This is a genomic window from Brevibacillus brevis, assembly GCF_001039275.2.
GTDB lineage: Bacteria > Bacillota > Bacilli > Brevibacillales > Brevibacillaceae > Brevibacillus > Brevibacillus brevis_C.
In genome coordinates this window covers 621,735-639,559 of sequence record NZ_CP030117.1, presented here as the reverse complement: position 1 = coordinate 639,559, position 17,825 = coordinate 621,735, and the positions used below count along the sequence as shown (strand labels likewise).

General features: G+C 47.2%; 16 protein-coding genes. 6 read left to right on the top strand and 10 right to left on the bottom strand.

Annotated features, from left to right (window positions below):
• Positions 1–249, bottom strand: a complete 249-nt coding sequence (gene purS / locus AB432_RS03570; protein WP_007717324.1) for a phosphoribosylformylglycinamidine synthase subunit PurS — start codon at positions 247–249, stop codon at positions 1–3.
• Complete coding sequence (gene purC, locus AB432_RS03565) at positions 242–961, bottom strand: phosphoribosylaminoimidazolesuccinocarboxamide synthase (RefSeq protein ID WP_012684340.1); 720 nt, start codon at positions 959–961, stop codon at positions 242–244. The genes purS and purC overlap by 8 nt, the downstream gene beginning before the upstream one ends.
• A 266-nt stretch (positions 962–1,227) precedes the next feature.
• On the opposite strand from purC, the gene AB432_RS03560 reads away from it, so the two are divergent.
• The 3 genes from AB432_RS03560 (at position 1,228) to AB432_RS03550 (ending at position 5,439) form a co-directional block, all read left to right on the top strand.
• Entirely contained in the window at positions 1,228–2,934 is a 1,707-nt protein-coding gene (locus AB432_RS03560; protein WP_048031065.1) for a methyl-accepting chemotaxis protein, read from the top strand.
• Between the two features lie 93 nt (positions 2,935–3,027).
• On the top strand, positions 3,028–4,227 hold the full coding sequence (locus tag AB432_RS03555; RefSeq protein WP_048031064.1) for an iron-containing alcohol dehydrogenase: 1,200 nt from the start codon (positions 3,028–3,030) through the stop codon (positions 4,225–4,227).
• Between the two features lie 96 nt (positions 4,228–4,323).
• Complete coding sequence (locus AB432_RS03550) at positions 4,324–5,439, top strand: aminopeptidase (RefSeq protein WP_048031063.1); 1,116 nt, start codon at positions 4,324–4,326, stop codon at positions 5,437–5,439.
• 784 nt (positions 5,440–6,223) lie between these two features.
• On the opposite strand, the gene AB432_RS03540 is transcribed toward AB432_RS03550, so the two are convergent.
• The 6 genes from AB432_RS03540 to AB432_RS03515 form a co-directional block, all read right to left on the bottom strand.
• Positions 6,224–6,808: a hypothetical protein gene (locus AB432_RS03540; protein ID WP_048031061.1), complete on the bottom strand. Its 585-nt coding sequence runs from the start codon at positions 6,806–6,808 to the stop codon at positions 6,224–6,226.
• Between the two features lie 365 nt (positions 6,809–7,173).
• A complete protein-coding gene (locus AB432_RS03535) occupies positions 7,174–8,274 on the bottom strand; it encodes a sensor histidine kinase (protein ID WP_048031060.1) in 1,101 nt (366 codons plus the stop codon).
• A gap of 41 nt (positions 8,275–8,315) precedes the next feature.
• Complete coding sequence (vanT, locus tag AB432_RS03530; protein ID WP_048031059.1) at positions 8,316–10,469, bottom strand: serine racemase VanT catalytic subunit; 2,154 nt, start codon at positions 10,467–10,469, stop codon at positions 8,316–8,318.
• Positions 10,453–11,253: a M15 family metallopeptidase gene (locus AB432_RS03525; RefSeq protein ID WP_048031058.1), complete on the bottom strand. Its 801-nt coding sequence runs from the start codon at positions 11,251–11,253 to the stop codon at positions 10,453–10,455. The genes vanT and AB432_RS03525 overlap by 17 nt, the downstream gene beginning before the upstream one ends.
• Positions 11,254–11,256: 3 nt before the next feature.
• Complete coding sequence (gene vanG / locus AB432_RS03520) at positions 11,257–12,309, bottom strand: D-alanine--D-serine ligase VanG (protein ID WP_048031057.1); 1,053 nt, start codon at positions 12,307–12,309, stop codon at positions 11,257–11,259.
• A gap of 5 nt (positions 12,310–12,314) precedes the next feature.
• Positions 12,315–13,190, bottom strand: coding sequence for a M15 family metallopeptidase (locus AB432_RS03515; protein ID WP_048031056.1), 876 nt, complete (start codon positions 13,188–13,190; stop codon positions 12,315–12,317).
• A 143-nt stretch (positions 13,191–13,333) separates the two neighbouring features.
• On the opposite strand from AB432_RS03515, the gene AB432_RS03510 reads away from it, so the two are divergent.
• Both AB432_RS03510 and AB432_RS03505 read left to right on the top strand, forming a co-directional pair.
• On the top strand, positions 13,334–14,281 hold the full coding sequence (locus AB432_RS03510) for a helix-turn-helix transcriptional regulator (protein WP_048031054.1): 948 nt from the start codon (positions 13,334–13,336) through the stop codon (positions 14,279–14,281).
• A gap of 65 nt (positions 14,282–14,346) precedes the next feature.
• The gene (locus tag AB432_RS03505; RefSeq protein WP_048031052.1) at positions 14,347–14,868 is read left to right on the top strand and encodes a DinB family protein; all 522 of its coding nucleotides are present in this window, start codon (positions 14,347–14,349) and stop codon (positions 14,866–14,868) included.
• On the opposite strand, the gene AB432_RS03500 is transcribed toward AB432_RS03505, so the two are convergent.
• The gene (locus tag AB432_RS03500; protein WP_048031050.1) at positions 14,865–15,641 is read right to left on the bottom strand and encodes a DUF169 domain-containing protein; all 777 of its coding nucleotides are present in this window, start codon (positions 15,639–15,641) and stop codon (positions 14,865–14,867) included. The genes AB432_RS03505 and AB432_RS03500 overlap by 4 nt on opposite strands.
• A gap of 208 nt (positions 15,642–15,849) precedes the next feature.
• Here AB432_RS03500 and AB432_RS03495 point away from each other — a divergent pair, with 208 nt between their 5' ends.
• Positions 15,850–16,410, top strand: a complete 561-nt coding sequence (locus AB432_RS03495) for a putative periplasmic lipoprotein (protein ID WP_048031048.1) — start codon at positions 15,850–15,852, stop codon at positions 16,408–16,410.
• A gap of 77 nt (positions 16,411–16,487) precedes the next feature.
• Here AB432_RS03495 and AB432_RS03490 read toward each other — a convergent pair whose 3' ends face one another.
• Entirely contained in the window at positions 16,488–17,801 is a 1,314-nt protein-coding gene (locus tag AB432_RS03490; RefSeq protein ID WP_048031047.1) for a VWA domain-containing protein, read from the bottom strand.
• Positions 17,802–17,825: the final 24 nt, after the last annotated feature.

Here is a 17,825-nt window from a genome sequence, read left to right as displayed (position 1 = left end):
TTAGCCCTCCACGATATCAAAGCGATAGTCTTCTACCACCGTATTGGCCAGCAGCTTTTCGCACATTTCACGTACACGTTCTTCTGCTTGCGCACGGTCAGAAGTGTTCAATTCCAGTTCCATGTACTTCCCGATGCGCGCATTGTTTACTTCATCAAAACCCAAAGTGTGCAGAGCACCTTTTACAGCGTGTCCTTGCGGGTCCAAAACACTCTCGCGCAATGTTACATAAACAACAGCTTTAAACATGTACGTCTCCTCCTAGTCTCGTAAGCATTTCTTTGTAAGCTTCCTCCACATTGCCCAAATCGCGGCGGAAGCGGTCTTTGTCGAGCTTTTCATTTGTTACCGAGTCCCAGAAACGGCATGTATCCGGGGATATTTCATCGGCGAGGAGAATCTCCCCATCCGCTGTTTTTCCGAATTCCAGTTTGAAATCGACCAAGGTAATGTTGCGCTCGCGCAGGTAAGGCACGAGGACCTCGTTTACAGCAAGACCCATGCGCTCCAATGTCGCTTGGTCACTCTCGCTCGCAATCCCCAACACTTTGATATGGGAGGCATTCACCAATGGATCTCCCAGTGCGTCATCCTTGTAGTAAAACTCGACAACGGGCTGCGGGAGCACTGTCCCTTCTTCCATGCCAAGACGCTTGGCCAATGAGCCTGCTGCGATATTGCGAACGACTACCTCCAAAGGGATAATCTCCACTTTGCGAACAACTTGCTCTGTGGCGGACAGCAGACGGACAAAATGGTTGTCGATGCCCCGCTCCTTCAGCATGGTGAAAAAGATTGCCGTAATGCGGTTGTTCAGCTCACCTTTTCCGGTGATTTGCGCCCGTTTCTCTCCATTGAATGCTGTTGCGTCGTCTTTGTACTCTACCCAGTACTGATCAGGCAAAGATGTCCGATAAATACGTTTCGCCTTACCTTCGTAGAGTTGTTCCTGTTTTTCCACCGTAGGAGTCACCTTCCCAGTCAAAAAGGTTGAGTTTCGGTTAATTCACGAACGTTTCAACTACATTAAAACACAATCATACGCATTTATCAACGAAAAATGCTGGAATAGACTTCGACAAACGTTCGGGATTTACTGCATGTTTTCCGAACTATATATGTTAACATTCGTTTACATGTTCTCCATACTGGCTTTACATCTCCTGATTACAATAGTCCTTAGTCTCGGGACTTTTCGACCATCCACTTATCAGGAGGCAACTGGAGATGCACGCTATCTTTCGCCATTTACTCACTCCCTTATCTCGCTTACACAGGCAAGTGCGGCTCCGTACCAAGCTGACGATCCCACTGCTATGCATCCTGCTCATTTCTTCTGGCATGATTGGCTGGACCTTTTACACCCAGGCAAAAAAGGCGATGATTTCGCAAATGGAGTCCCGCCTTGACTCAGAAACGGACAAGACTACCGAAAAAATATCGCTTTTGAAGTTTACTTTCGCTAGCGACGATCAAGCCTACCAAAAGCGCCTTCAATACGAATTGCAACAGCAAGAAAGCAATCTTTCTCAGGAAGGCTTGATACTTCAGCAATATCTGGTCAAACATGGAGCCTTTCATCCCATTGAAAAAGTGACAAAGGGCGCTATTGAGATCCCGCAAGATATCGCGATACGGATGGAAGCGGAGCGATTCGGCGTGATTCATGTCCCTGTCGATGGTCACATACATACACTGGCCTTTACGCATTCTCCTGAGGAGAACTACATATACGTCATAGACGTTTTACAGGAGTCCTATCTAGGTCCTCTCCACGAGATAACCAAAATTATCGTGGTGACCATTCTCGCTAGTCTGGTCTTTTCTTTGTTGCTTTGCTTGCTGGTTGTAAAGGGGATAACCGCGCCTTTTCAGACGTTGATTATGGCCATGCAACAGGTCAGCTCAGGCGACCTCACCCATCGTTCCCTTCTGCAAAACGAGGGTCCAGAGATTCGCGGGATTTCTAACAGCTTCAATCACATGATCGAACAAATGTGTGAGATTATTGCCGAGATCCAACTCATGATTGAAGAACTGAACAAAGGCGGCATCGCCATCAGGCAAACAGCCGATGAAGCAGGCGATCGTTCGTCGATGCTGTCGTTGCGTCTCGATACAGTCAACCAAGGCGTCGAGCAAACGGCTGCCGCAACAGATGGTGCCAGCGCCTCCTTTCAGCACATCAAGCAATCGATGGACGGACTGTTCGCGCGTATTTTCTCTGTGATTGAAGCCGGTAAAAAGATGCAGACAGTCACCCATAATGGACAAGATCGTATCGATGATTTGAACACGATGATCAACCGCTTCTCCCACACGTACGCACAGGTCGACACCCGCATGACTGAACTGCGTCGACAATCAGAATCCATTGGAGATGTTGTTCATCTGATCCAAAACGTGGCGAAGCAAACCAAGCTTCTCGCTTTAAACGCGAGTATTGAAGCGGCCCGCGCTGGAGAATACGGGCGTGGATTTGCAGTCGTGGCCAGCGAGGTAGCCAAGCTTGCCAATGAGTCGGAAAACGCCACTTTAGAAATCACGCGGCTGATGGACGCTGTTCAGGAACAAACCTATGCGATTTCCTCCGAAACCTCTCAAGCATCCGAACAGCTTCAGCAAAGCCTGCAAAAGCTCTCAGATGCCGCCTCTGCTTTTCTTGAGCTTCGACAAGCTGTCGATCAGACAACGGGAGAGCTGCATATAGCCAACGAGGGGTTATCCGACATAACCGAAGGCTTGCACACGGTAGACATGGCATTGGATGCGTTTGTTGCCATTTCCCAAGAGACCAAAAGCAGCACAGAAGAAATGCTGGTCGCCTCGCGCGAACAGCTCACTTCCATTGAAAAATCACGTCAACTGGCTACAGAGCTTCTATCCTTATCTGAGCGGTTGCAAGAAATCAGTGATCGCTTTCGCGTTGCATGAACGAGCAGAGCCTTCCCCTCGGGCAGGCTCTTTTCTTTTGTTTATGATAAAATTGTCAGTGGTACAACCAATACGTGAAAGAAGGAATTTCAGATGTTTCCATTTGAAGTGTCTTTTCCTACTAAGATTTACTTTGGCATAGGCGAACTGGAGCGTTTGGGCCAAGAAGCAAAATCGATGGGCCAAAAAGCATTGCTCGTCACAGGCGGCAATGCGGCCAAACGTACAGGACTTTTAGACCGCGCCAAGGCTCTGTTGCAGGAAGCTCAAGTGGCGTATCTTGTTTTTGACAAAATCGAACCGAATCCGCGTACGGCAACGGTTGATGCCGGAGCTGCTCTTGCTCGTGAGCATCAGTGTGACTTCATTCTGGCTATCGGTGGCGGCTCCGTAATGGATGCCTCCAAAGCGATTGCAGCAGCAGCCGTTTCTGGACGCCCGATCTATGATTACATGCGGGGAAATCCGAGTGGCTCTGGTCAACTGCTGGTACCCGTTCAGGAAGCACTGCCGATCATGACCGTCCCGACAGTAGCCGCTACAGGTTCGGAAGCCAACCATATCAGCGTCCTGACTCATTGGGACACGCATGAAAAATCTTCGATCAACGGTCCCGCTCTTTACCCGAAGATTGCCATTCTTGACCCGTCTATCACCTTTACCGTTCCGGCTCGCGTCACTGCGGAATCTTGCGCCGATATCTTTTCCCATCTGTTTGAAAACCATTTGATCAGCGCGGAAGGTACCCACGTTCAGGACGGGATTTCCGAAACACTCATTCGTCTCGTCGTCGAGCACTCCATCACAGCGATCCAGCAACCAGACCATGCAGAAGCACGATCCACCCTTTTGTGGGCGAGCACGCTGGGCATCAGTCCCTTCGCTGCTGGCGGTCGCGGTGCTGGTATGCCGTTGCACGGAATTGAACATCCGCTGAGCGGGATCTACGATATGGCTCATGGTCGTGGACTGGCGATCCTGTCCCTTCCTTATTTCGAACAGGTGATTTTGCAAGACCGGCCCGAGAGACTAGCCCGTATGGGACGTCATTGCTTTGGCGTTACCGTGGAGGACGAGGGCGAAGCAGCACGAGCAACGATTGAAGCCGTTCGCCGTTGGTATGAGCGCATGGGAATCACAGAATGTCTGTCTGACTTCGGCGTGACCAAACAATCGCTGGCGCAAATGGCGGAAGAAGCGGTTCGCATCGGCGGACGCGGAATCGGGTATCTGCCTAGCTCACGAAAATTGAATGAATCTGATGTGATCGCGATTTACGAGGCTTGCCTGTAATCCAAGCATCAAACACACTGGCGAGCCCTCGTTCAGTTGTGTAATAATACAAATTAATCATTAATCAAAATTATTTTACTACGGAGGTTACCACCTATGGCAGATCCACGCATTAATGAACTGGCAAGCCGTCTCGTCCGTTACTCACTCCATTTGCAAAAAGGCGAAAAAGTTCTGATCGAAAATACAGGCCTGCAACCTGAACTCGTTCGTGCACTTGTGCGTGAATCATTTGCAGTTGGGGCTCTGCCTTTGGTCACCTTGAAAGACCAGGAAATCATGCGTGCACTCTATCAAGGCACGAGCGAAGAACACATGTCCCTGATGGCAAAATACGAATATGACCGGATGAAGGACATGGACGCTTACATCGCTATCCGCGCCTACGACAACATCAACGAGTATGCCGACGTACCGGAAGACAAAATGGGCATTTACGCTCGCGTCCTGTATCAACCTGTACATACGAACGAGCGCGTTCCGAACAAACGCTGGGTTGTACTGCGCTACCCGAACAAGTCGATGGCGCAACTGTCCAAAATGAGTCTCGAGGGCTTTGAGGATTTCTACTTCTCCGTCTGCAATCTGGACTACGCCAAAATGTCCGCTGCCATGACTCCGTTGAAAGAGCTGATGGAGCGCACTGATCGTGTACGCATCGTCGGTCCAAAAACGGACCTGCGCTTCTCCATTAAAGGAATCAATGCCATCAAGTGCGACGGCAAACGCAATATCCCGGATGGCGAAGTATACACCGCTCCTGTACGCGATTCCGTTGAAGGAACGATTTTCTACAACGCGGCATCGATCTACAATGGCATTACCTTCAATGATGTTCAGTTCACTTTCAAAGAAGGCAAGATCGTGGAAGCGACCAGCTCCAATACCAAAGCATTGAACGATATCCTCGACACGGACGAGGGCGCACGCTATATCGGAGAATTCGCGATCGGCTTCAACCCGCACATCCTCCACCCAATGCTGGATATCCTGTTTGACGAAAAAATCGCGGGCAGCTTCCACTTCACGCCAGGGAATGCTTACACAGTAGCAGACAACGGCAACCGCTCCTCCATTCACTGGGACTTGGTCCAAATCCAACGCCCTGAATACGGCGGCGGCGAAATCTGGTTTGACGATGTGCTGATCAGAAAAGACGGGCGCTTTGTGTTGCCAGAGCTGGAAGGCTTGAACCCGGAGAATTTGATTTAAAAAGTGCCATAATAGCGAAAAGGGCAGGGACGAGGCTCCCTGCCCTTTTTTGAATAAGATTCACTACGAACCCCATTTCTTACATACGATCTAACGGGGTGACTTTACTAACTAACAATAAATCAGTAATATAACGTTTATTGTTGAGGTGGTAGTCAACGATCTAACTGAGTCATTCTCAGAATGAGAAATACTCAGTTTTCCCAAAGATGATCTCCTTAGTAAATAGGGAGATCACTTTTTATTTTGTAAATTCCGCACATTAAATAACTCCTATTTTGATTCTTTCACTTCTGTGTGTGTAAATGGTGTCGGCACTTTAATCCTTCCAATACGCCTTTGTTTTACCACTGTATCTTCTCCTGGATAAACTTTAGCACGCCAATCCGTATATATATTGTATACCTCAGCAACAGCCCACTGTCTGATAACATACGAACCTGGCTTTTTAAAGGTAGCATGAATTTCTTGTCCTTTTACGACTTCATGTGTTTGTGATGAAACAAACTTGTACCCCAAATCGACCTTTACTAATTTTATGGGAAACTCTACACCAACTGCCCAATCATGAGTACTCTGAACAGTTTCTTTTGTACTCGATGTATATTTTGCACTTAATTCAGTACCATCCGTAACTGTAATATACTCTTTGAGTAGTTGGTAAAATACTAGATGATAGGAGAGAAAATCCTAAAATAAAGGTAGATAACGCTTTTCTCTTAAATGCCATAATCAGTCCGCCAAAGTCCATATATTTCATAACCTACTAGGCTATAAAACCAAATTAAGATTTCTTATTTAAATAATTCAGCAACATCATTAAGAATTCTGAGTATAATTTTTGAACATCTACATCCTGTGATGTTAACGTCATAGCAACCATGCTTACGGACAGCCCATTTCCCGAAAAATTATATACATTTACAAAAGTATTAGGAAATTTATCACTATACGCCTTAGTAATACCATTATTTTCGTCCTTGGAGTTGTAAAAATTCGGGGAATAACTAACTGAATTAGTCCATTGAAAATCTCCCTCAGGACCTGGTGCCACACCAAGCATTATTACTACACCATTTTTTTCATTTTTATAAACTAAAGTTTTATTATTATCATGAAATTGATCCAGTGACTCTTTAGGCTCATCATTAATAGCTGGTACAATATTTCTAATATTCCAATCCTCAGTTACCTCAACATAACCCTCCGGTTTAAAATTCTCTTTTAAAAGTGAGAATTTTGAGTTGAACGTTTGCACATCAATCTTATTGGTAACTTGTGCATTCGTATTGCTTGGTTCACAAGCTGCTAACATTAGTAGAGAAAAACTTAATAATACAACTAGGTAACACTTAATGTATTTATTCATAATAAGATCACCTTTTTCATTTTTACATATTTTAGTTTATTTCACCAAATATAGTTCGTCAAATTACTTTTGTTGAAACTTTGAACACTTTAAAATTTCGTATAATTTACCCGTGATGTTGCCGATAACCACAACATGAATCGACTTTCGAAATCCAATTTCAGTCGGAGCAATTGGCAACAGTCTTTCTCTCAGCAAGATGTACCAAACTCTTAACCCGCAAACAACTTGGTATCAAGCACAAATAAGCCTCCCATGATGAAGAGACTTACGTGGCATATCAGAATAATCACAGCGATTTCGGCATTTGTGACAAATCGTTTTTCTTGTACGTGCACCCTTTTGCTCGCGAGTCAACAGCATTATTAAATGATTGTCCCATACGGCAACCTGACCTCAAAACATGTACGAATCAAATCACTTTGAACAGAAATCGTTCCCCGATGCTTCTCGACGATATTTTTCGCAATAAACAGGCCGAGTCCTGTGCCTCCCCCTTGGTGCGTTCGCGCTTTGTCGCCCGTAAAAAACATTTCAAAAATATGCGGAAGCGCCTCTTCGGGTATCTGGTCACCGTAATTCATGATTTGTACAACCACTTCATCTCCCTCACGATAAGCGTTCAAATCGATAAACTGACCATCTCCCCCGTAGCGTATCGCATTGGTCAGGATGTTCTCAAATACGCGCGCCAACAGCTCCCCATCTCCCACGATCACTAAATGAGCAGCAATCGTACACCGCGCGACCAGCTCATTTTTCTCAAAGGAAGGATACATCTCTTCATTTAACTGAACAAGCAATTCACTCAAATCAATGATCTTTTGCTCGAGGTTGACCATGCCGTAATTCATTCTCGTAATTTCGAAGAGCTCATCAATCAGCTTTTCCAATCGTTGCGACTTGGTAAGAGCAATCGTCGCATAATGCCGCATTTGTTCTTGTGTTATCTGCTCATCTCGCAAAATGAGATCCAGATAACCCAGAACAGATGTCAGTGGTGTGCGTAAATCATGCGCCAGATTCAAAACAAGCTGATCCTTGCTGCTTTCGGCGAAATCTCCTCTTTCTACCGCCTTTTGCAGCATTTCGCTTGCTAGATTGATATCCTTGGCAATTTCTGCAAACTCATCATTGGATGGAATATGGACATGCCGTGTAAAGTCTCCACTCGCGAGATAATGAATGCCCGTAGAAATCTCCCGAAAGTAGCCAGCATACCGTTTGGTCAGGAGATAGAAAAACAAGATCGCAATGGGAGCAAAAACAATCAAAAAGAAATTGATATCCCCCATCTCCCTGATGAAATAGCGAACCTGGGCGAGCGGATCTTCGTACTTAACCCCCGCCCGATAGTAAAATTGGAGTACTTTATAGAGCAGATAGGTTACGATACCGGACAGAAGCATGCCAAACCCAAGAAGCCCAAGCATTTTGGAACGAAAGCTATGTCTCCCCTTCGCCATGAAAAAATAAACCACTCCCTATGCTCGTTTTCGTCCAAAGTTCAATTATGATAGACTCTTGTGACACGTTCTCCCAAACGGCTTACCAGCTCGTTCGTAATGGTTTTACACGGTTGGGCCATTTCCTCGGCAGTAATCCCCTCTTCTTGATCTCTGCCGATAAAGGTCACAACATCCCCTCTTTGCACCTCTTCTATATCTGTAATATCTACGATAAGCTGATCCATGCAGACAAAGCCAATAATCGGTCTCCTTTTTCCTTTGATCAAGCAGGTAGCGCCCGCATCTGACAGCATGCGCGGAACCCCATCTGCATATCCAATGGATACGATGGCGATCTTACTGTCTTTCTGTGCTGTGTGGGCACGTCCATAGCCCACGGATGCTCCTTTTTCCACTTGTTTCACCTGCACAACTCTTGCTTTCAGTGATAACACAGGTCGTAGGTCGACACTTGTTTTTACCTTGTCTCCCTGCTTGCTCAGCATTCCGTAGAGAGCGATCCCAATCCGAGCATAATCGTATTGCAGCTCCCCGTAATTTAGCACGCCGTAACTGCTCTGAACGTGCAGCTTTTGTGGATCGATCCCCTTTTCTTTCAGCTGTTCGATCCCTTTCTGGAAACGGGCGATTTGATTTTTCGTGTATTCGATATCTGAAGCTTCCAAACTGTCAGCTACACTCAGATGCGTAAAGGTACCGCATACCTGCAAATTTTTATATCGATACATGGCCGCAATTTTTTCCGTGTGGTCCCAAGATTCCCCGAGTCTCCCCATCCCCGTATCGATCTTGATATGAACAGAGATTTTCACGTTGTAGCCATTGAGTTTTTGGGCATATTCGTCATCTACTACGGTTTGCATCAATCTGAAACGGGCGATTTGGCGTATCCGTCGTTCATCGGTATAGCCAAGCACCAGAATCTCCCCTTTTACGCCCTTCTTCCTTAGCTCGATTCCTTCGTCGATTGTGGCAACTGCGAAGTGATCAATCCCGAGCTTGTTTAAGAACCTCGCGATTTGCCATCCGCCGTGGCCATATGCCTGCGCCTTTACGACTGCCATCACTGCACAATCCTTCGGGAGAACCCGCTGAATTTCCCTTACATTATGTTGGAGATGAGGAAGATGGATATCAGCCCATGCTCGCCCGGTTTGATCCGGTTTCTTACCTCGAATGCGCTGGATCACCTTTATCGCCATCACAGAAAGAACAAACGACAGTACCATGACCAGCGTAAAATGCACCAAGCTGTTTTCAACAAGCAACGGTGTCAGTCCCGTTACCTTGGCCGCTGCGCGAATGAGCACAATACACAGCGGATGAATGACATACACATACAGGCTCAGCTTTCGTAAGGTTGGGCGATTACTGCCTTTCCCGAACAACAGAAGTTGAAAGAGAAAATACATGCACGGTATCAAAAAAATGTACATACTGTCATGGCGTTGCAGTTGATAAGCGTGCAAAAGCAAACCTTCCATTACCAGCATGCTTCCGAACAATCCAAGTCCGATAGCATACGGTACGACCTTTTTCTTTTTCCGTCTGCGGGTATTGGCAATCATCCCTCCCATGACAATAAACACAGGGGCAAAAAATATACCGTTCCGCGTGTAATCAAACAGGGTAAACATCGATTGGTAGATACTGTCCACATACGGATTCATCTGTGCAAATCCAAAGTAGCTGTCTCCCAATAGCCCGATACCATACAACAGCAAAGTCACCCAAAACGTATTCCATGCGGATAGTCTTGTATACAAAAAAGTACTGATACACACCCCCAGCATGATGCCGGGGAAATACCACAGATGATACAAGGTCCCGTTAAACAAGAGGTCCTTCACTGCTGAAAATACGGTAAATTGATCCGTGAAATATCCTGCGTACACATTCACGGGAAGATAGAGAAGAATCGAAAGCAAATAAAGCTTCCCTACCTTCCATAAAAACTGCTTCAGCATAGACGCATTTCGGTGGCGATCTGTGCCAAGCTTTTGCAAGAAGAAAAATCCCGTGCACATAAAGAAAAACGGAACCGCAACCCTGGCTATTGTTCGTGTCAGTGCAAAGTCAGCCCATTCGCTTATGGACAGCAGGGGAGAAGTATGGATTGCGATGACAAGGATCGCTGCCATGATTCGAAATCGATCTAGCTCGCCATACTGCTTTTCACTCCCCGCGTTCATTACGTGCCTCCTGACGAAACACCGTAATGATAAATCCATCCACGTTGTTACCCGATATTTCGTAGCTCTCACCAGCCACAATCGGGATGTGCGTAACTGTATCGGTAGCCTTTACATAGTAGATTTCCATGCTCTCATCATCCACTAGCAAATGCTCCTGATGGAATTCGTAGTTTTTCACATACTCGATATACTCTTCCAAACAAAACTGAAGCTTTTCCATCAAAACAGCATGCGGATAGCCCACATATCGAAAATGCCAAGGCTCATCCGAAATCCCTGTCAACTGCTCCTTGTCTTTGTCGTAGCGTTTGATAAACCCATATTGACTGGCGCGTTGGCGAAACATTCGACATACGCCATGATCGGGAAAAGAAGGGCAAATAAAATCGATCTCCTCCTTCTTTTCCCCTACATCTATCGCAAGCCCTGTCTGATGCTCACTTTCATTCGGACGCGCGACAAATTGACTGGTAAACAGCTGTCCATTTTCGAGCAAGGATTGATCATAAATATCCTTTTGTTCCGCCTCGCTGCGAAAGCCACTGACTGGCACGATTGTATGCTCTGCGTTGCAGGCTTTCAGCAGTTTGGCAAACATTTTCGCAGCCGTGTTTTCCAGCATCATATGGTTGTGTGCTCCGTCAATCAGCCGCATGCGGTTCAGCAGGATACCGTCGTCTGTTTGCCAGCGGATCGGGTACTGACGATTCACCAAAATCAGATGGCCGTGATGCAGATTGTCGCTGTTCAAAGAAATCGTCGAGACGTGAGGTTGTGTCATCGATTAGTCCTCCTCCAACGCTAGCATAATCAACGTATCCAGAAGCTCTTTATAGGAAATCCCCGCAGCACGCAGCATGCTTGGATACCTGCTCTTCGAGGTAAAGCCAGGGATCGTATTCACTTCGTTAAACACAATGTCTCCGTCCGGTGTGACAAACATATCCACGCGAGCGAAGCCACGACAGTCAAAAACCTGATAGAGATGGGTGGCTGTTTGCTTGATTTTATGAGCGAGTTCGTCGTCAATTCTTGCCGGGACATGGATATGGGCAGTCTCCAATGAATACTTTTCTGTATAATTGAAGAAGCCTTGGAGCAATTCGATCTCATCCACTTCCCCCACAATGACCTCACGATTTCCTAGAACCGCGCAGCCTACCTCAAATCCCACGATGTTTTCCTCGATGACTACTTTGTCATCATGCAGCAGGGCGTTTTCTATCCCGAAAACCAATTCTGATGGGCTGTATGCTTTCGTAATCCCAATCGAAGACCCTGCCTTTGCCGGTTTGACATACAAAGGGAATCCCAGTGCTTCGGTGGCAGATTGAACAGTTGCCAGATCCGTATTTGGATAAACGGTAATGGATCTTGGCGTTTTGATACCGGAGCACTCCGCCAGCGTGTGGGCAATATCCTTGTCCATACAAATAGCAGAGGATAGCGTGTGACAACCGACAAAAGGAATTCCGGCGAGCTCCAATAGCCCTTGCACCGTTCCATCCTCTCCGTTTTTGCCATGTAAAATCGGGAACACCACATCAACCTTCCTGATCATCATGGCACCGTTCTCCTGTGTTACGATTCCCCGCACCTGTCTGCAAGGAGAGAGAAAGGCAGGTACACACGACTCACTTTGATGCCAACTGTCATTCCGAATGCTTTCGATGTTGCCGGTATATTGCAGCCATTGCCCTTCCCTTGTAATTCCTAGCAAAATCACCTCGTATTTTTCCAGACACAAACTCTCTAGCACCGAACTCGTCGATTTAAGGGATACTTCATACTCCGAAGAACATCCCCCAAACAAAATCGCGACAGTCAATTTCTTCATTAGATTCACTCCTTCTGTTCCTCGTTGACGTAGCTTGTCACAATCACGCCGCCCATGTTGTCACCCGAAATCTCATAGTTGCTCGAAATCGGTACTTTGATCGTCATCTCTTGATCGACAGGGTAGTAGTTAATTTCATAGATCTTCCCATCGCTTGTCACGGAGATACTTCTTTTGTCTTTTACGTAATCCAGGTATTCTTCCAGCGAAAAGTTATTCTGCTTCATGATCGCGCTATGCGGCAAACCGACATAGCGGAAGTGCCAGGGCTCGAATACCGTTCCTGTAATGGCTACCTTGTCTTTCGGGTAGCGCAAAATAAAACCGTATTTCCACGAATGATCTTCCAGCCACTTGCCTTCAGGGGCGTGCTCCATTTTCATTTGCGTCGATCCAATATCCAGCGCAGAACCTACATTATGTTCGCTATAACCGCTTGGCATCGCGATCGCTGGCCCCATTTCTTCATACAGCTTCTCTTGTTCTTCCTTACCTCGATAACCGCTGTTCAGGATAAAGTGGCTCACGTTATCTTGTTGCGCAGCTTTGACCATCTCCAAGAATACTTTGGCTACACGCTCCGACACTTCGAGTCTATGATCGAGCAAAGTATAGCCTTGTAACAGTTCTTCATGCTCAGACAACCGAACCACATCGTTTTTTACCCCTGCCTCATGAACCGGATAGTCTTTATTGACCAAGAGAAGGTCTCCCTGATAAATTTGATCTTTTGTTATTTGTATCGATTGGTACTCCACACCGGTAGCCTCTCCCACTGTTTCCATATGTCCTCCAGCATTAGGTGGTCCTTCTGTAATTTTTTGAAAAACGATATATCCAAACAGCGATAAAATGACAAGCCAAAAAACCCTCTTTTTCATTCACAGCTTCCTCCTTCACTTACACATGTAGGATAGGGAAAACTGTTAAAATAAAAAGTAGGGTAAATCTAAAATAATTTTAAAGATGTCCAATCATTTTTATAAAGTTGCTTAGCTGATAGAGAGGAGGTCAGCAGCCTAGCATGAATAAAACAGACCGTTTGTTGGCAATCGTTCTGGAGCTACAGCGAAAAGGTACGTTGCGCGCAGAGGATTTGGCCGCGACCTTCGAGACGAGTGTCCGGACGATTTATCGTGATATGCAGGCATTGAGCGAAGCAGGCGTTCCCATCGTTGGGGCACCGGGTCAGGGATATTCGTTAATGGAAGGGTATTTTTTGCCGCCCGTCAGCTTTTCTGTAGAAGAAGCCGTTGCACTCCTGATCGGAGCGGACTTGGTCGAGCAAGCATTTGACCAAAACTTTGGCAACAGCGCAAGAGCTGTACAGCGCAAAGTAGAAGCGATCCTGTCTGCGGATGTAGGCAAACAAGCCAGCCGTATCCGCTCAACCTTTCGCCTCGTAAGCCCCAGAGCAAACAATCTGCGCGAGCAGGAAAAAGCGCATGCACAACTCCTCCACGATGCGATCATCAATGAGCGGAAGGTGCGGTTCCGCTATCGGAGGGGGACGCCCGGCGAGGGGGATGATCGTGAAACAGTGCGTGACGTTGCTCCATATGGTCTGGTACTAGTTCGGGGTTCTTGGATACTGCTCGCACATTGTGATCTGCGACAGGATATTCGTCGATTCCGCCTGTCCCGCATGAGCGGCCTGATTGTATTGGAAGACCGCTTTATCGTCCCTGACCATTTCCATTTTGCTGATTACAAGCCTCTCGACGATCGGTCCCTGGAGGTGCAAATCGTCATCAGACCAACTATCGCTGATCGGGTAAAAGAATCGGGCTATTTTTTTATCGAAGAGATTACGGAACATCCGGACGGCTTTCTCGTCAGATTGCGCGTCAGACAAATCGAAGAAATATTGTCTTGGGTACTGGGGTTGGGGGCAGATGCGGTTGTTCTTACGCCTGAGTCCTTGCGTAACCGAATTCGCGAAGAAGCCCAAAAATTATTCGAACGCTACTGACATACTGCTGTCAGGAGCGTTCGAATATGATAAAAGCAAGAAAACCAAGAGGAGCTGATTCGCCCATGAATACAAAGGAAATCGTGAACAAATTTGAAGATGTGACAAACCACTACCTGCATGAATTAGAAGGCTTCACCATGGAACAACTCCTGCAAAAACCAAGTGAAGAGGAATGGTCGATCGGTCAAATGTACCTTCACTTGATCCAAACTGCCCGCTATTTTCAACTGGGAAGTCTTGAGAAGTGTAGACAAGGAGGTCCTGCTGTCACAGAAGCAGGTACCGAAAAATCCGAGATCGGACAGACGATATTTGCTCAAGGCTCCTTGCCTCCCATTCGCGTGAAAGTCCCTGCCTCCCCACAGTACACACCTGCACAACCAGAAAGCAAGGAGCAATTGCGTGATGGACTCATCAGCGTGCTCTCACAAATGAAAGAGCTGGAACCGACTCTGGACGAAATTCCTGCGCATCACACGGTGGCTCACCCAGCCTTCGGACCGCTGACGGCCAAGGAATGGTTTGCTGTCGTAGAAATGCACTATCGCCATCACCTGCTCCAGCTCAACCGACTGAAGGGTTAGTTTTTTTCTCCAAACATCCCCGCAAGCTTTTGATAGGTCGGCGGAAACTCTGCCTGATAACGCAAGAAGGACGGGATCGGGTAACGGATTCCGCCTTTTTGCGTTCCCACTAATCCCTCCACCAGCTCGGCGGCATCGCGAAAATGAAAGCTGAAGGCCATCTCATGATCCTGTGTCTGGGCAAACAATCTATCGCCATAACACGGTACGATCACTTGTGGCTGTCCCGTCTGGATCGGCTTGATCGCAATGTCCGCACAGTCGGCCCGACTGGAAAAGGTGGAAGGAATCGATCCACCGCGCTTGTACAGCATCCCCGCCACCAATCGCATGACCTGTGCCGCATTGCCGTAAATCACCACGACATCTGGCTCGATCTCTGCCCGCTCCAGCGGAAACGATACGTAGTAGCCGCTTTCTTCTGCTGAAAATTTCGGGACATCCTCCTCACTTTTCGCCCCATTTTCCAATGAATCTGTATACATCCCACAGGCGAGATGCCCCTCTGAATAAAACGCCGGCTGCTCTTCATACCCAAAAGCCACCTGTGCGATCGGACAGGACAAATCGGCTCCATTCATCGCAATGCTCCAGCCATAACGCCGTGAAAAACCGACAGCTTGGCAAATGGTAATCGGATACCCCAGATCACGGACAGGTCGCTTTGCCTTTGATGGCAGAGCGGCTTCTTCTTTTCGGATGCTAACTCCTACAGGAAAGGTCTCGGTCCTGACATACATTTGAAGCGCTTGATTCAGCTCGATAGCGTTCATTCCATTTACCCCCTCGTTTTTCACATACACTGCCTATGATCTGAATTTTTCGTCTTTTTTTGCCTAAAGTCCTGTCACTCCCTCTATTTTTCTCGAAGCTTACAACATCGTAAGGTAATGGAAAGGTTAATCGATAGGGAGTCGAAACAATCCCTGTTAGGATAAAAAAAGACTACACGTATGACTTGGGATGGCTGGAGGGTTCACAATGAAAAAGTTCGCATGGCTGGGTACGGCGCTTCTCGTCTTTTTGTTAATGGGATGCTCCTCCAGCTCACCAGATACAGTACATGGGCTCGGAAAAGAAGAAGCGGCGCAAATCGCTGCAGCCGCTGTTAGACAATATTATCAGATGGATGTTGATACGACTGATCGGGAAATCACGCTGGAGGACCCAACCAATTCGGTATATAGAGGAGTCCCTGTTCACGCCGTACTGAAACGCGAACCTGTGAGTGGCGATGTCCATGGCTTTCACGCCATCATCGAACCGAAGTCCAAGCAAATTCTTTCCCTGTCGATTGACGTTATTGGAATAAACGGAGAAATGGCGACAAAAACGATGACAGAAGCAGATTTGGAAAAAACGGCATCGGATTTCATCCGCTCGAAAAACCTGCTTGCGACGAACGACTTCCAATTGGTGAAAGCTTCTGACGCTCATTCCAATGACGCCAAACGTTACTTTTATTACACAGATGGCCTAAATGATGTGGCAATCGGAGTGGACCCAGGCCTGCAACAGGTCGTTACGTTCACATATGATTGATGCTCCCTCCCCTTTACATTTACAGTGGGTTCTCCGTTGCGACTGCAATCGCTTTTGTAACGGGGAACCCATTGCTGTTAGTTTCCGCTGTATTTATCCTCAATTTCCTCTCTCATTTCCTGATAGGTCTCGGTTGTGAGACTCACCAAGTAATTGGTAAGCTCCTCCTTGGACTGTGTAGCCAACGCTTCTCTTTCTTGCCTTTTCCCAGTAAGGTACTCCCTCGCTTCATTGCCAATCTTGCCACTCGCAGACAAATGCTCGATCGCCATTCCGATGTTCAGGCTCTCCCGCCAGTTTTTCTCGTACCAGTCCCGGTCGTAAGCATCCACCCATTTTTTGCGGTCGATCAGCACAGTGTCTGCTTCTGTCAAAGCATCCCGTTTCCACTGCTCCCACTTCTGAGCAATTTCTTTCGCGCGTTCCAGCTCTTGCTTGAACTGCTCGCGGTTCGTCACATTTGCATACAGACCTTCTGACGCGTGGGCAATCTCCTTCAATTGCTTCTGCCCATCTGCATTCACGTCAAAGCCGATGACGTTCAACAACGGCATAATTTTGGACTGGGACAATTCCTTGGCTACTGCCACCGGGTTGCCATCGCACGTCTCGATACCGTCACTGACCAGATAGATAACATTCGTATTTTTATCCGCTTCGAATCCCGCCAAATCCTCCTGAGCGAGACGCAAGGAGTGGGCAATGGATGTCCAGCCCGTCGGCTCAAACATGCCAAGTGCTTGCTCAAGACCTTTCGCATCGTAGGCTTGCAATGGATAGACCATCTCGCTACTGCCGCAGGAGAGCTGTTTATGCTCATTCGCATTGCTACCCTTATGTCCATACACGCGCAGCGAGATTCTCGTCTCTTCAGGCAGTGCTTCCGCGAATTCCTGAATCGCTTCCTTGGCGAGCTGCATTTTCGTTTTGTCCCCAATTTTCCCAGCCATGCTGCCGCTTGCATCCAGAATGATTTCTACGTTGAAATTCTCCCGAAACTGAAAGCGGGCGTCCTCGATGTCAGGACTGCCATACGAAGCCATTCTCCAGCGGTCTACAACCATTTGGGGACTGAGGTAATCCTCAGAAAACAGAGTGAGCAACTGATTCCAGTACAAATCCAAATAAGCATCATTCATCCCGTCGACCAGGGTAGGCATTTTATCCAAAACCTGTATGATCTCCGCTCGATGCGGATAAGCTGCGTGGAAAAATTGTGTGCCAGCAAGCGGCCCAGGCTGTGAAGCAATCAATTCCTGTGTCGTCTGCGGCCATTGATTTTGCCCGATCCCTGTACCCGCTCCTATTGCGCCCATTGAACAGCCAGAAAGCAGCAGCATGATCATGATGCTGTTGATCAAGAGCGACATCCGTATTTTAGTGTTACGCATTCGGTCATATCCTCCTTGCCTTGT

Bases quoted from the DNA above. Each gene is read 5' to 3' on its own strand.
- purS (WP_007717324.1), bottom strand. From the start codon at position 249: ATGTTTAAAGCTGTTGTTTATGTAACATTGCGCGAGAGTGTTTTGGAC.
- AB432_RS03560 (WP_048031065.1), top strand. From the start codon at position 1,228: ATGCACGCTATCTTTCGCCATTTACTCACTCCCTTATCTCGCTTACAC.
- AB432_RS03555 (WP_048031064.1), top strand. From the start codon at position 3,028: ATGTTTCCATTTGAAGTGTCTTTTCCTACTAAGATTTACTTTGGCATA.
- AB432_RS03550 (WP_048031063.1), top strand. From the start codon at position 4,324: ATGGCAGATCCACGCATTAATGAACTGGCAAGCCGTCTCGTCCGTTAC.
- AB432_RS03540 (WP_048031061.1), bottom strand. From the start codon at position 6,808: ATGAATAAATACATTAAGTGTTACCTAGTTGTATTATTAAGTTTTTCT.
- AB432_RS03535 (WP_048031060.1), bottom strand. From the start codon at position 8,274: ATGGCGAAGGGGAGACATAGCTTTCGTTCCAAAATGCTTGGGCTTCTT.
- vanT (WP_048031059.1), bottom strand. From the start codon at position 10,469: ATGAACGCGGGGAGTGAAAAGCAGTATGGCGAGCTAGATCGATTTCGA.
- AB432_RS03525 (WP_048031058.1), bottom strand. From the start codon at position 11,253: ATGACACAACCTCACGTCTCGACGATTTCTTTGAACAGCGACAATCTG.
- vanG (WP_048031057.1), bottom strand. From the start codon at position 12,309: ATGAAGAAATTGACTGTCGCGATTTTGTTTGGGGGATGTTCTTCGGAG.
- AB432_RS03515 (WP_048031056.1), bottom strand. From the start codon at position 13,190: ATGAAAAAGAGGGTTTTTTGGCTTGTCATTTTATCGCTGTTTGGATAT.
- AB432_RS03510 (WP_048031054.1), top strand. From the start codon at position 13,334: ATGAATAAAACAGACCGTTTGTTGGCAATCGTTCTGGAGCTACAGCGA.
- AB432_RS03505 (WP_048031052.1), top strand. From the start codon at position 14,347: ATGAATACAAAGGAAATCGTGAACAAATTTGAAGATGTGACAAACCAC.
- AB432_RS03500 (WP_048031050.1), bottom strand. From the start codon at position 15,641: ATGAACGCTATCGAGCTGAATCAAGCGCTTCAAATGTATGTCAGGACC.
- AB432_RS03495 (WP_048031048.1), top strand. From the start codon at position 15,850: ATGAAAAAGTTCGCATGGCTGGGTACGGCGCTTCTCGTCTTTTTGTTA.
- AB432_RS03490 (WP_048031047.1), bottom strand. From the start codon at position 17,801: ATGCGTAACACTAAAATACGGATGTCGCTCTTGATCAACAGCATCATG.